Origin of the sequence: Bacillus sp. FSL W8-0116 (assembly GCF_038003825.1) — a bacterium.
GTDB classification, from domain to species: Bacteria; Bacillota; Bacilli; order Bacillales; family DSM-4216; genus Bacillus_O; species Bacillus_O smithii.
In genome coordinates this window covers 2,470,965-2,485,947 of sequence record NZ_JBBOPY010000001.1, presented here as the reverse complement: position 1 = coordinate 2,485,947, position 14,983 = coordinate 2,470,965, and the positions used below count along the sequence as shown (strand labels likewise).

General features: G+C 44.1%; 6 protein-coding genes, 1 tRNA gene and 2 rRNA genes. 4 read left to right on the top strand and 5 right to left on the bottom strand.

The window, feature by feature from the left end; genetic code table 11:
• Nucleotides 1-54: 54 nt before the first annotated feature.
• Both N1I86_RS11840 and N1I86_RS11835 read right to left on the bottom strand, forming a co-directional pair.
• Nucleotides 55-2,987, bottom strand: a 23S ribosomal RNA gene (locus tag N1I86_RS11840).
• A 260-nt stretch (nucleotides 2,988-3,247) separates the two neighbouring features.
• A 16S ribosomal RNA gene (locus N1I86_RS11835) occupies nucleotides 3,248-4,802 on the bottom strand.
• The 16S and 23S rRNA genes sit together here, the layout of an rRNA operon.
• A gap of 850 nt (nucleotides 4,803-5,652) precedes the next feature.
• Between N1I86_RS11835 and N1I86_RS11830 the strand changes: the two genes are divergently transcribed.
• The 3 genes from N1I86_RS11830 to N1I86_RS11820 all read left to right on the top strand — a co-directional run bounded on the left by N1I86_RS11830 (nucleotide 5,653) and on the right by N1I86_RS11820 (nucleotide 8,083).
• A complete protein-coding gene (locus N1I86_RS11830) occupies nucleotides 5,653-6,339 on the top strand; it encodes an MgtC/SapB family protein (protein ID WP_040341395.1) in 687 nt (228 codons plus the stop codon).
• Between the two features lie 149 nt (nucleotides 6,340-6,488).
• A tRNA-Ala gene (locus N1I86_RS11825) sits at nucleotides 6,489-6,561 on the top strand.
• Between the two features lie 535 nt (nucleotides 6,562-7,096).
• Nucleotides 7,097-8,083 carry a potassium channel family protein gene (locus N1I86_RS11820; RefSeq protein WP_341096490.1) on the top strand — a complete coding sequence of 329 codons (987 nt, stop codon included), beginning with the start codon at nucleotides 7,097-7,099 and terminating at the stop codon, nucleotides 8,081-8,083.
• On the opposite strand, the gene N1I86_RS11815 is transcribed toward N1I86_RS11820, so the two are convergent.
• The 3 genes from N1I86_RS11815 to N1I86_RS11805 all read right to left on the bottom strand — a co-directional run bounded on the left by N1I86_RS11815 (nucleotide 8,080) and on the right by N1I86_RS11805 (nucleotide 12,562).
• Nucleotides 8,080-8,484 (bottom strand): YugN-like family protein, encoded by a 405-nt coding sequence (locus N1I86_RS11815; RefSeq protein ID WP_341096488.1) that lies wholly within the window; start codon nucleotides 8,482-8,484, stop codon nucleotides 8,080-8,082. The genes N1I86_RS11820 and N1I86_RS11815 overlap by 4 nt on opposite strands.
• A gap of 484 nt (nucleotides 8,485-8,968) precedes the next feature.
• The gene (locus N1I86_RS11810) at nucleotides 8,969-10,159 is read right to left on the bottom strand and encodes an MFS transporter (protein WP_341096486.1); all 1,191 of its coding nucleotides are present in this window, start codon (nucleotides 10,157-10,159) and stop codon (nucleotides 8,969-8,971) included.
• Between the two features lie 303 nt (nucleotides 10,160-10,462).
• Nucleotides 10,463-12,562 (bottom strand): glycosyltransferase family 39 protein, encoded by a 2,100-nt coding sequence (locus tag N1I86_RS11805; protein ID WP_445662266.1) that lies wholly within the window; start codon nucleotides 12,560-12,562, stop codon nucleotides 10,463-10,465.
• Between the two features lie 947 nt (nucleotides 12,563-13,509).
• Here N1I86_RS11805 and N1I86_RS11800 point away from each other — a divergent pair.
• A complete protein-coding gene (locus N1I86_RS11800) occupies nucleotides 13,510-14,679 on the top strand; it encodes an IS256 family transposase (protein ID WP_341095899.1) in 1,170 nt (389 codons plus the stop codon).
• Nucleotides 14,680-14,983: the final 304 nt, after the last annotated feature.

The window sequence follows — 14,983 nt, the reverse complement described above, 5'->3', positions numbered from 1 at the left end:
GTACTCCTTTACAACTAGATAGAAGAAGCAGTTTCACCGATCTCGCTCTTTCATTTGGTTAAGTCCTCGATCGATTAGTATCCGTCAGCTCCACGTGTCACCACGCTTCCACCTCGGACCTATCTACCTGATCATCTTTCAGGGATCTTACTTTCCGAAGAAATGGGAAATCTCATCTTGAGGGGGGCTTCATGCTTAGATGCTTTCAGCACTTATCCCTTCCGCACATAGCTACCCAGCGATGCCTCTGGCGAGACAACTGGTACACCAGCGGTGCGTCCATCCCGGTCCTCTCGTACTAAGGACAGCTCCTCTCAAATTTCCTGCGCCCGCGACGGATAGGGACCGAACTGTCTCACGACGTTCTGAACCCAGCTCGCGTACCGCTTTAATGGGCGAACAGCCCAACCCTTGGGACCGACTACAGCCCCAGGATGCGATGAGCCGACATCGAGGTGCCAAACCTCCCCGTCGATGTGGACTCTTGGGGGAGATAAGCCTGTTATCCCCGGGGTAGCTTTTATCCGTTGAGCGATGGCCCTTCCATACGGAACCACCGGATCACTAAGCCCGACTTTCGTCCCTGCTCGACTTGTAGGTCTCGCAGTCAAGCTCCCTTCTGCCTTTGCACTCTGCGAATGATTTCCAACCATTCTGAGGGAACCTTTGGGCGCCTCCGTTACCTTTTAGGAGGCGACCGCCCCAGTCAAACTGCCCACCTGACACTGTCTCCCACCCCGATCAGGGGTGCGGGTTAGAATTTCAGTACAGCCAGGGTAGTATCCCACCGGCGCCTCCACCGAAGCTGGCGCTCCGGCTTCCAAGGCTCCTACCTATCCTGTACAAGCTGTACCAAAATTCAATATCAGGCTGCAGTAAAGCTCCACGGGGTCTTTCCGTCCTGTCGCGGGTAACCTGCATCTTCACAGGTACTATAATTTCACCGAGTCTCTCGTTGAGACAGTGCCCAGATCGTTACGCCTTTCGTGCGGGTCAGAACTTACCTGACAAGGAATTTCGCTACCTTAGGACCGTTATAGTTACGGCCGCCGTTTACTGGGGCTTCGGTTCGCACCTTCAAGCAAAGCTTTAAGCGCTCCCCTTAACCTTCCAGCACCGGGCAGGCGTCAGCCCCTATACTTCGCCTTACGGCTTCGCAGAGACCTGTGTTTTTGCTAAACAGTCGCCTGGGCCTATTCACTGCGGCTTCTCGGGGCTATGCACCCCAAAAAGCACCCCTTCTCCCGAAGTTACGGGGTCATTTTGCCGAGTTCCTTAACGAGAGTTCTCTCGCACACCTTAGGATTCTCTCCTCGCCTACCTGTGTCGGTTTGCGGTACGGGCACCTTTTTCCTCGCTAGAGGCTTTTCTTGGCAGTGTGGAATCAGGAACTTCGGTACTATATTTCCCTCGCCGTCACAGCTTGAGGTGAGTGGCAACGGGATTTGCCTCGCTGCCCCTCTCACTGCTTGGACGCACATCCAACCGTGCGCTTACCCTATCCTCCTGCGTCCCCCCATCGCTCAAACGGAAAAGAGGTGGTACAGGAATATCAACCTGTTGTCCATCGCCTACGCCTGTCGGCCTCGGCTTAGGTCCCGACTAACCCTGAGAGGACGAGCCTTCCTCAGGAAACCTTAGGCATTCGGTGGAAGGGATTCTCACCCTTCTTTCGCTACTCATACCGGCATTCTCACTTCTAAGCGCTCCACCAGTCCTTCCGGTCTGGCTTCTCTGCCCTTAGAACGCTCTCCTACCGCGGACACCCGAAGGTGTCCACCCGCAGCTTCGGTGATACGTTTAGCCCCGGTACATTTTCGGCGCAGAATCACTCGACCAGTGAGCTATTACGCACTCTTTAAATGGTGGCTGCTTCTAAGCCAACATCCTGGTTGTCTAAGCAATTCCACATCCTTTTCCACTTAACGTATACTTTGGGACCTTAGCTGGCGGTCTGGGCTGTTTCCCTTTTGACCACGGATCTTATCACTCGCAGTCTGACTCCCAAGGATAAGTCGCTGGCATTCGGAGTTTGTCTGAATTCGGTAACCCGATGAGGGCCCCTAGTCCAAACAGTGCTCTACCTCCAAGACTCTTCCCTTGAGGCTAGCCCTAAAGCTATTTCGGAGAGAACCAGCTATCTCCAAGTTCGATTGGAATTTCACCCCTACCCACACCTCATCCCCGCACTTTTCAACGTGCGTGGGTTCGGGCCTCCAGTAAGTGTTACCTCACCTTCACCCTGGACATGGGTAGATCACCTGGTTTCGGGTCTGCGACCCCATACTCATGCGCCCTGTTCAGACTCGCTTTCGCTGCGGCTCCGTCTTTTCGACTTAACCTCGCATGAGATCGCAACTCGCCGGTTCATTCTACAAAAGGCACGCCATCACCCGTAAACGGGCTCTGACTACTTGTAGGCACACGGTTTCAGGTTCTCTTTCACTCCCCTCCCGGGGTGCTTTTCACCTTTCCCTCACGGTACTGGTTCACTATCGGTCACTAGGGAGTATTTAGCCTTGGGAGATGGTCCTCCCAGCTTCCGACGGGATTCCTCGTGTCCCGCCGTACTCAGGATCCACCAGGGAGGGAACGAAGTTTCGACTACAGGGTTGTTACCTTCTCTGACGGGCCTTTCCAGACCTCTTCGTCTACCTCGTTCCTTTGTGACTCCACCATTGGTGTCCTACAACCCCAGAAGGCAAGCCTTCTGGTTTGGGCTGTTCCCGTTTCGCTCGCCGCTACTCAGGGAATCGCTGTTGCTTTCTCTTCCTCCGGGTACTTAGATGTTTCAGTTCCCCGGGTTGCCTTCCTTACCCTATGGATTCAGGCAAGGATGCTGCCCCATTACGGGCAGCGGGTTTCCCCATTCGGAAATCTCCGGATCAACGCTTACGTACAGCTCCCCGGAGCTTTTCGGAGTTAGTCCCGTCCTTCATCGGCTCCTAGTGCCAAGGCATCCACCGTGCGCCCTTTCTAACTTAACCATGTTGGTTTTATCCTAGATGGCGATACTCGGTTTATGCTGCTTCTTTTTTCTATCTAGTTTTCAAGGAACAAGTGCGAAGGATGAAATCCTTCAAAACTGAACAAAACGAAAGCGTACAATTGATATCTGTCCAGCTCCGGCTCCTAGGTGCTCGAGGTCACAATCCATCTTGCTGCGGTGGTTGAAATACTACCTCCTCGCAAGCTGTCTTGTGCTTGTCGCACCTGAACAGTCGCCTCTGCTTTTCTTCTTCCTTAGAAAGGAGGTGATCCAGCCGCACCTTCCGATACGGCTACCTTGTTACGACTTCACCCCAATCATCTGCCCCACCTTCGGCGGCTGGCTCCCGTAAGGGTTACCTCACCGACTTCGGGTGTTGCAAACTCTCGTGGTGTGACGGGCGGTGTGTACAAGGCCCGGGAACGTATTCACCGCGGCATGCTGATCCGCGATTACTAGCGATTCCGGCTTCATGCAGGCGAGTTGCAGCCTGCAATCCGAACTGAGAATGGTTTTTTGGGATTGGCTCCACCTCGCGGTTTCGCGACCCTTTGTACCATCCATTGTAGCACGTGTGTAGCCCAGGTCATAAGGGGCATGATGATTTGACGTCATCCCCACCTTCCTCCGGTTTGTCACCGGCAGTCACCTTAGAGTGCCCAACTGAATGCTGGCAACTAAGGTCAAGGGTTGCGCTCGTTGCGGGACTTAACCCAACATCTCACGACACGAGCTGACGACAACCATGCACCACCTGTCACTCCGTCCCCCGAAGGGGAACCCTCTATCTCTAGAGGTAGCGAAGGATGTCAAGACCTGGTAAGGTTCTTCGCGTTGCTTCGAATTAAACCACATGCTCCACCGCTTGTGCGGGCCCCCGTCAATTCCTTTGAGTTTCAGCCTTGCGGCCGTACTCCCCAGGCGGAGTGCTTAATGCGTTAGCTGCAGCACTAAAGGGTGGAAGCCCTCTAACACTTAGCACTCATCGTTTACGGCGTGGACTACCAGGGTATCTAATCCTGTTCGCTCCCCACGCTTTCGCGCCTCAGCGTCAGTTACAGACCAGAGAGCCGCCTTCGCCACTGGTGTTCCTCCACATCTCTACGCATTTCACCGCTACACGTGGAATTCCGCTCTCCTCTTCTGCACTCAAGTCTCCCAGTTTCCAATGACCCTCCACGGTTGAGCCGTGGGCTTTCACATCAGACTTAAGAGACCGCCTGCGCGCGCTTTACGCCCAATAATTCCGGACAACGCTTGCCACCTACGTATTACCGCGGCTGCTGGCACGTAGTTAGCCGTGGCTTTCTGGTCAGGTACCGTCAAGGTACCGCCCTGTTCGAACGGTACTTGTTCTTCCCTGACAACAGAGCTTTACGATCCGAAGACCTTCTTCGCTCACGCGGCGTTGCTCCGTCAGACTTTCGTCCATTGCGGAAGATTCCCTACTGCTGCCTCCCGTAGGAGTCTGGGCCGTGTCTCAGTCCCAGTGTGGCCGATCACCCTCTCAGGTCGGCTACGCATCGTCGCCTTGGTGAGCCGTTACCTCACCAACTAGCTAATGCGCCGCGGGCCCATCTGCAAGCGGCAGCTTGCGCCGCCTTTCAACCTTCCTTCATGCGAAGGAAGGTATTATCCGGTATTAGCCCCGGTTTCCCGGAGTTATCCCCGTCTTGCAGGCAGGTTGCCCACGTGTTACTCACCCGTCCGCCGCTAACTTTCAAAAAGCAAGCTTCTTGAAAGTTCGCTCGACTTGCATGTATTAGGCACGCCGCCAGCGTTCGTCCTGAGCCAGGATCAAACTCTCCAAAAAGAAATTTGACTTGGCTTGTTTCGATTGAAACATTGGTTTACGCTTCGTTTTGTTCAGTTTTCAAGGATCTATCAAAAGCGACTTTTCTATTATATCACAAACTCAAATCAACATCAAGTTTTTCATCCGTATCTAACGGACGATTAATAATATATCATGAAAAAAGTCCCTTGGCAACCACTTTTTTAAAAAATTTTTTCTTCATTGTTCTTCATTGTTCTAAAGTCAAAAAAGAATACAATATTGCATTACTTTTTGGCGTTAAATAATTAGGTTAGGCGAATAAATGATGCATTTTAACTTTTATAGGTCATTTTCATTTTATCGTAAAAATGTTTTTATTCACTCAGTCCATTTGGTACATAATCTCCTTTTAACTAGAAAAAAATTATCTACATAGGAACAACCATCGTAAAATAGCCGTTCAAAACGAAATGTGTACTCATAATATGATGACTCTCCAAATACGAAAGAACATCTATCAACTGTCTCTACTTTAGGAGGACTGGAAGGCTGTATTGAATAGGAATTTGTGATTTGTAAAATTCCATGTCATAAACGTCAGATTGTAAACATAACTTATCAGAATAATAGTGTTCAAATTAGCCTTTGCCCCTTCTAGGTTATGACGGAAACGGAAAATGAAGCTTTTGAGCAAAAACAGGAAACAATCCTTCCTTCATTTCTAAATCAAAATGCTTGACGCCGATAAGAGCTTCATTTTATTTTATAAAGATACTTACTTAATTTCATAATAAATTAAAATTAAAATTGCTTAAAGAATCCAAAAAAGAATTGAAAATACCAATGATCCAAATTTCGATAAGGAGGGATGAGGAGAATGGATTGGATGGACTTTCATATATTAGTGAAACTTGTCATTTCAGCAGTATTAGGACTAATCATTGGTTTGGAACGGGAATTAAAAAGAAAACCGGTCGGATTGAAAACTAGTTTGGTTATATCGATCGTCAGCTGCTTGTTGACGATCGTTTCAAGTGAGTCTGCTTATGTATTTCCCGCAAATCATGATGTGAATATCACGATGGATCCTCTCCGTCTTGCAGCCCAAATTGTTTCAGGGATTGGTTTTTTAGGAGCGGGCGTCATTTTGCGCAGAGGCAATGACAGTATATCAGGTTTGACAACTGCTGCGATTATCTGGGGTGCGGCCGGGATTGGAATTGCAGTCGGAGCCGGATTTTACGTTGAAGCGATTGCTGGCGTTGTTTTACTGATCATCAGCGTAGAAATAATTCCCCTTATTTTTCTTGTGATTGGGCCTAAAAAATTGCGTGAAAAAGAAGTATTGCTCAAAATGACCATTAAAAATAAAGAACAGATTCAAGAAGTGATTGATATTATTCAAAAAGATAAAATTACAATCGACAATATTCATATTAAAGACCTGAAAGACGGAAATACTCATCTCCTAGAACTAAATGTGTCCGTAGATTTCCGGAGAAGGATTACTCATCTGTACTACTCTGTTTCTGAAATTCCCGGAGTGGAAAACGTGGAAATCGAAAGTCTTTAGTTTTTTTAGACGCTTATATTGTTGTGTAACAAAGACCTCTTCGCCATCAATGCAACAATGGAAAGAATAAAAAAATATAAAAAACCTCTTGTCTTTTTAAAACAAAATAATTATAATGTAATTGTTCGTTTTAAGAATTACAAAAAAACGGGGCATTAGCTCAGCTGGGAGAGCGTCGTGCTGGCAGCGCGAAGGTCAGGGGTTCGAGCCCCCTATGCTCCATCATAAAAACGTGAATTCAGTGCGGTTAGACCATATGGCAACCGCACTGTTTTTTTTTGTACATTTCATTTGCAAACAAAATGCAAATCTTTATTATGCTAAAATGTGTTAAATGCTAGTTTGAGTTCTATACTTTTGTTGAACAAACACTCTTTGAATGCTGTTTGTTTTGATCTACTGATAGAAAAAAACAACAGAGACTTAAAAAAATTCAAGTTACTTCAACTTCGCTTCTGCTTAAGATCCCCTGTTCTCCATATATGCTGGGTAAATGAATGCAAAAAGGCCTTGCTTAAAAAGGAAGGCGTTTTTATTTTAATCAAATAACGAATTTTCCTCTGTCATAAGACAATAAATCAAGAATTTTTGTTCAATAAAAAGCGATCTTATCCATATGGAGAAGTTTCGTTTATTGTTTTAGTTTACCGAAGTTCAAACAAAACATGCTCCGACTTGAGAGTCTTTGTTCTCTAGTTATGCAATGCCGACAAAACGGACATACTGATAGACAGAAAATAAAGGAGCTGGATGCGGAATGGTTTTTTACCGGATTTTTCTGCGCTGGCCGCTTGTGGGCCGTGTATTAGCCATCTCTGTAGCCATTATCGTGGCAGCCGGAGTCGTCATTCACTTCCTAGAACCGGTCACATTTCCTACTATATTTGAAGGAATCTGGTGGGCTGTGATCACCGCCTCCACGGTTGGCTACGGAGATTACGTTCCCACAACATTAGAAGGGCGGCTAATTGGATTGATTTTAATTTTTGCCGGCGCCGGATTTTTAACGACCTATTTCGCCTCATTAGCAGCAACTGCGGTCACTCGTCAAAATGCCTATATAGATGGCAAAGAAACATTTAAGGAAGACCGCCATATCGTCATTATCGGCTGGAATGAACGATCGCGTGCGTTTATTCATCGTTGGTCTCTCTTAAAAAATTCCAAGTCCATCTTGTTGATCGATGAGTCTTTGCACCAAAATCCATTTTCAGATGGCAGAGTGCACTTTATTAAAGGAGTTCCTTATCAAGACGACACCTTGCAAAAAGGAAATGTAAAGCAAGCCGATCTCGTTTTGATTACAGCAGATCAGGATAAAAACGAACGTCAAGCGGATATGGCCACCATCTTAACGATTATCGCTGTAAAAGGAATGAATCCAAACGTCTATTGTTTAGCAGAAATTTTAACGGCAGAACAAGTAGAAAATGCTAAAAGAGCCGGTGCAGATGAATTGATTCATACGAATCAGCTTGCAAGTTTCGCTATGTTGAACAGCTTGCTTTGCCACGGAATGTCTGACGCCGTAATGGATCTATTAGATCATGTGAATGGAAGTCATTTCAAAACGATCGTAATGGAAGACGAGTGGGATGGGTTGACCTTTCGACAGTTAAGCAATGTGCTCATCCAAAAACGAATGCTTCTGCTCGGAGTGAAGCGAGAAGAAGATGTAATCATCAACCCCCCACCTGAATTAACAATGAAAAAAAGTTTTCAGCTGATCATTATATCCGATTAGTCTATCAACAAAGACTCGATGTCACGCACAAGCTGTCTTCCAAACTGGATATACTCTTCCGGAAATTCAGCATCTTTCTCTTGCGGTTCCGAAAATTGATTAAAAGAGGCTGCCAAATTTCCGGAGGAAGCATAATCGTCCAAGCCGCGCTGATATACATGATTCATTAAAAACGGCCTCCCTAGTTTCACAGTTACACCTGCTGAATCCAATTGGCCGTCTACAGCCGTAAATGGGATGCGTAAAAATTGATAACCTTCATCATCGCTGATTTTATAATCGAACGATCCATGATCAAAATCCCAATTCCCGCCAATTTGAAACCCTTTTGGTTTTAATGATTGTTCCAGATTATATAAAGAATAATGCCGCCCCTCTATTTTCGAAGGTATTTGAATCATTGCAATTCCCTCCTTTCTTTTTAGTATTTACAGCTTATCTTAAAGAATCCGTCATTTTGTTTTTACCGCTATGCTTCTTCATTATGTATGGTTTTGTTCTTTTTAGCTTGCCAGTTGCGGCAGTGTTTCATGTTTTTGGAATAAAATAAGCGGCTTTATGATCTTTATTCTTACACAGTCTTGGAGTTTTGATCTCGATGGAAAGTTTGTGAGTGGTCCATTTTCGCACAACATGCCACTTATAACTTGAAGCATCTTTAGTTTTCAATTTAGGAGATCAAGAAAGAGGAGAATCAATCATAGCTGCAGGGAAAACCAAGAATTTGGGGAAGAGACAAGGTTTTCAGCTGCTGTAAAAGTATTACCCATAATCGACAAATCAGCAGTTCCATGACTTTGGAAGAAGCTGATGATGAATATGCTTTTTGGAGACTGCACAAACAAAAAACGAATGTTTGCGCCATCTCCATCTTTTGGTATGAAACTAGCTGTTTTTCATTTCGGTAACAGGAACTTCCAGACTTTTGTTTCGCAATATCAATACCATGTTTACCAACAAAAACGCCATAGTGACATAAAATATAAGCTTTATGTTATAAGCCGCAGCAATCGAACTTCCTAACAAAGGCCCCAGCAAATTTCCAAGAAACCGTGCGGAAGAATTGATTCCAAACGCCGTTCCTTGGAGATTGGCGGGGGCTAATTTCTTGACCAAAACGTTTAACGAAGGGATCATTCCTCCGGTAAACAGTCCTAGAAAAAAGCGTCCAATAAGCAAAAGAGTGATATTTTTAGCTAACACTTGCGGCAAGAAAGCCAAGGCAGACATCGTGAGGGAAATGATTAAAATTTTTCGCTGCCCAATTTTATCTCCTATTCTCCCTAAAATAGGGGAGCCAATCAGATTGGCGATGCCAGTAACTGCACTGACGAGTCCGACTATAAAGGCCAAATGTCTTCCGTGATATAGTGTTTTTGTGTATAGTGTGATGATGGGCTGAATGCTCATCATGGCCAATTGTGTAATTGTGGCCGCAATAAAGACAGGGAGAAGCGGTTTTAACGATTTCCAATTCTTTTTTTGTTTTGATGCCTTTTCTTTCTTAACCGTTGCTGTCTCTTTTATAAAGATCATGACCACCAGCCCGGCTAATAAAATAAGGCTTCCTGTGAGAAAAAATACTCCTTCAAATCCAACCAGCTCAGACAATATTCCGCCAATCAACGGGCCGATCAGCGTACCGACAATTTGACCCGTTTGCAACGTTCCGAGCGCCTTTCCCGAGTCTTTGTCCGGCGTCACAGAAGCCAGCAATGAAATGGACATCGAAATAAAACCGGAAAATAAACCATTGATTAGTCGCAAACCAAGCAATTGCCAAGGACTTGTCACAATCCCCATTAAAGTGGTCACAATCCCCATCCCGACGGAAGAACGTAGCAGCATCACTTTCCGTCCATATTTATCGGCCAAAGAACCCCATAATGGTTGAAATAAAAAAGAAGTGATAAATTGAGCTGAGAAAATCCATCCTGTCCAATGTTCCACATTTTGGATATGATGAACTCCCAGTTTCTCAATATATAACGGTAAAAACGGTATGATAAGACTCATGCCGGCAGCTTGTAAAAAATTAGCCGGCCATAAAACCCATAAAGTACGTTTCCAGTACATGAAATATCACCTACCCGTTCAGAATAATAAACTACTTGTTTTTAAGAATCCACTAAACAGGTAGTCTCCAATTTACTTTATCTAAAAAAGTATAGATTTTTAGTAGATGAGTTTCCTTCTATCATGCTATGCAAAGACAAAATAAAACATTTCATTGCAAGGGTTTGCTATTCGTTATTTCATACCCAATATAAAGTATTTTGAAACTCGGCAGTCTGGAATGCTGTAATTGTTTTGTACGACAAGCTGTTATCCATTTTTTCCTTATGATAAAGTTAGGGGAGAGACTCACTCCCCCCTCTTTTATCCTTTATACACGTAAAGTTTCATATTTTGATCTCGGCGAAAATGTTGATTGTTGTCAGAGTTCTTTGCCGATTCCCACTCACTGCTTGGAACTTCTTTGCAATTCTTTTCAATCCACTCGTTGATTTTCTGATCGCGTCCCATTCCCATGCCGGAAGAAATCAGGAAATATTTCACTTCACCCGCTTTTGCCATCTTTTCAAGCTTCTGAGGCGTCAAAACAGGATCACTTCCTAAAAATCCTCCCATCGCCATCACAGCATAATTGGTTTTCAACATGAATGGAGCGGCGGTTGTCGCACTATCAACAGCTAACATAAATTTTTCCCCATGATAGTGTTTTTCTAAATAATTCAGGAGTTTTGTATTCACTTCTTCTTCCATCATTCCGCCTCTTTGTCTAAAATCTGTTTGGCCACTCGGCCTTCCGACACTTTGTCCGGTATGGAACATCCCGGCTGGTGCTTCACCCGGTTGTGCAGAGTTCCTTTTTTCATCCATCATCGGGCCAAATGATTGACTCGTAGGTCCTGCAACTGGAATTGTGCTGTTTCCCCCATGTAAAACGGTCGTAAGTCCCCAATAAAACGGAAGGATCAGCACGGCAAGCATTCCCGCAACAGACAGGAAGTAAGCAGCTTTTTCTCGATTTTGCATGATCGTCAAGAACACGAATAAAATAACTCCAACTATCGCAGTAAAAGCCATCCATGTTTCCGATACAGCTTCTCTATTTTGGAATAAGATCAATGTTTCAAAGAAAGCGGTAGCTAGAATAGCCGCAGGCAAAAGCCAACTTGGCCATCCTTGCTTCTTCTTGTAGAAATCCCATAAAATTATCCAGCCCATTCCGACTAACCCCGCAATGGCAGGACCCATCATACTTAAATAATACTGATGGCAAAATCCCGCGATGCTGAAAAAGATCATCATCGGTATAAGCCATGCCAGCCAAAAGATCGCAAATTTATGCTGCATCGTAAATTCTCTCGTTTTCCGATACGATACAATTAATCCAATAACCGAAAAGAGGACGAATGGCAACAGCCAACTAATTTGACCGGCTAATTCTTTCGAGAAGAGTCGGGTTACACCGGGATTTCCGGTTCCAAACATTCCCCTTCCCATTCCTCCATTCCCCATCAAGTGTTTACCGCCATCTTGGCCAAAGGAGGGAGGAAATTCTCCATTTCCCGGTGTTCTATTCCCATAGGGCATTCCTTGTGGAGAACTCCCGTTTCCGTTTTCAAACTGCTTTTGATTTTGCTCCATGTTCGGCATTCCTTTGAAAGCTCTGCCATTACCATGGTCCATTCCTGTTAAACGTGAGATCCCATTATAGCCTAAAGCCAGTTCAAGTACAGAGTTTGTCTGGCTGCTTCCGATGTAAGGGCGCTTATCTTTCGGCACCATGTCCACAATCGTCGCCCATGAAAGGGATACGACAAGGAGCACAACGGTTGCCGCAATCAACTGTACCATTCGTTTCGTCCATTTTGATTTCGCCGCGATAAAATAAAAAAGATAAAACGACGGTAATACCATATAAGCTTGCAGCATTTTAATGTTAAAACCAATTCCGACGAGAAAAAAACTCAATAATAACCAGCGAATTTTTTGTTTTTCCACTGCTTTCATTAAAGACCATGTGGCCACTAAGAGCGTCATAATGAGAATACTGTCTACATTATTTGTACGTACAACGGCTACAAAGATGGGTGTGCATGCCAATACTAAGCTGGACAGTAAAGCTGCTTTTCGTCCAAATTGAGGTTTGATAATGACATACATGAGCCATACGGATATTACCCCTGCAAGTGCTTCCGGCAACAGAACACTAAAGTCGCTTAATCCAAAGAGATACGCACTAAGCGCTTGGATCCACAACGCAACGGGAGGCTTATCCACGGTAATAAATCCCGCAGGATCGAAGGATGCATAGAAAAACGTATGGAAGCTTGTCAACATACTTTTAACAGCCACCGTATAATATGTATTGGATCCGGCATCCTTTAACCGATAAAAATTAAGAAAAATCGAGAGAAGGAGAATTCCTAACAATAAAAAGTCGATTCTTCCTTTTAATTTCATTCTCATAATTATTTTTCGCTCCTTTTTTAAAGTAGAGAATCCCGCTCTCAAATAATAAAATTCTTACAATGAATACATTTTCGGAGAATCTTTATAAAGCCCGCTTATGCCCCAGTTCGACCCTTATTTGAAACCGTGTTGATCATATAAAATTTTCCTTAATTTTTTCTTAACGAATGTTTGATGAAACGAAGGAGGAGAAAATAAAAAAAGCTTTTATTGTTTGTGAAGAAACAAGAAATTGGAGGAAAAATCAAAAAAGCAATAAGCGGAATTTTCATTTTCGAATTTCTTGACAAAAGTTTGATAAGGTATATCCCGATAGAAAGCGACAATAAAAAAGCTCCTTGACTTAGGTTTATCCTAAGAAGGAGCTACATTAGCAAACTGACACTGAAATGTGACCACCGTTTTTTATGATAGAAAGCACTTCGTTTTAGATATAAAAGAAAATGATTGCGTCAGAAAGACATATACTTTTCCAATCGAAAGGCCAACTAAAATTCCTGCCCCTACAAGCGTCAATACTTTTAAATCCAATTTTGCTGCTAAGATTCTCTTCTACCACTCCCGCGATTAATCCCGCTGTATAGTCAGCAGAAGGAAAACCAGGTTGTTAAAGGTCCGGTCCAGCCACCGAAGAAAAAACCGACAATATCGCCAATGGCAGACATGAAACTTTTATAAACAACACTTACTCTCTCTCCATTTCAAAGAAAATAAAAAAGCCCTATTTTCGACTTCTCCATGCGTTCGTGTCAATTCCTTAAACTCTCCCGCGTTCGTTCCTCACTCAGTCCGATTTACAGTTGACACTTCTCTATATAAAAGACCCTTATTTTATATCTGATGATGTATAAAATTTTGTGTAAAGCATTTTGCTAGAACAAAAGAAAAAAGGTAGGGTATTCTCTGATTGGACCAAAAATCTTAGAGAAAGGAGTACCCTACCTATGTCTAAAAGAAGTATACCGAATGTCGACTGGGCAAATCAACTGGAAAGTGTCATTCGTCAGTTTGTAAAGGAAAAATTAGAACTGATCATGCGGGAAGAAATCAAGAATTTCCTCGAAATAGAGCAGGCCGGAACATCGAATATGAGAAACGGCTACTATCAACGAAATCTAGATACGCAATATGGCCGGATTGAAGGTCTTTTGGTCCCTAGAGACCGAAACGGAGAATTTCAAACCCAATTGTTCGCTCCTTACCAACGCCATACGGGCTGGCTCGAGGAAGCCATCATCAAGATGTATCAAAGTGGTATGAGTACGCGTGAAATTGGCAAGTTTATTGAACGAATTTTAGGCAAGGCCTATTCTCCTTCAACGATCAGTCGTATGACCGATATCGTGAAAGAAGACATTGAGAAATGGCACAAACGTCCCCTGCACAAACGTTATTCTGTCTTATATTTAGACGGCTTGTATGTAAAACTTCGTCGCGATACCGTGGAGAAAGAAGTGGTTTATGTGGTGTTAGGGGTGAACGAAGAAGGATATCGCGAAATTCTTGATTTCTTTGTGGGAGGACAAGAAAGCGCCTATGTATGGCAGGAAATTCTTCAACACCTCTACCAAAGAGGCGTCAAGGAAGTGCTTCTTGGTGTCTTCGATGGCCTTCCGGGGCTGGAGGAAGCCTTTAAGGCGGTGTATCCGAAAGCCGATGTGCAGCGCTGTGTCGTGCACAAAGTCCGCAACACCCTAAATCGTGTTCGGAAAAAAGACCAATTCGAAGTGGCCGAGGATCTCAAGCTGATTTATCGTGCGCCGAATAAGGAGATGGCGTTACAAATGTTTCAACAGTTTGAGTCGAAATGGTCCAGCAAATATCCAAGAGAAGTTCAATCTTGGGCCAATGAGTTGGATGTCCTCCTTACATTTATGGATTATCCAAGCAGTATTCGAAGTGTGATTTACACGACCAATGCCATTGAACGAACGATCAAAGAGATTCGTAAACGTCTAAGACCGATGAACAGTTTGAGTAGTTTAGAAGCCGCTGAAAAAATCGTGTATTTGACGATTCAAGATTTTAACGAGAAATGGGCAGGAAGAAAGTTACGAGGATTTGCCGAAGCGCATGAAGCTCTTCAACGAATGTTTGAAGAACGTTATTGTTAACCAAATATTGTAAATAAACAAAATAAGGGGATTCTCCCTTTCCACACAAGAGACTGAATATTCAGTCTCTTGTGTGGAGAAAATCAGTCCCCTATCAATTCAAATCCATTTCAGAGAAACCCTACCCCATTTACATTACACAAAATTCTTGACGGTACCTTATATCTCATTTAAGCTTAGAAATTGATTGTTCATTCTCCGGTATTGCTGATTAATACTTTTTCTGTTTAAATAAAAGTAATAATCTACCGAATGAATTTTAATATACCCTAAAATATTCCATCTTCTTAATATTAAAATTTTT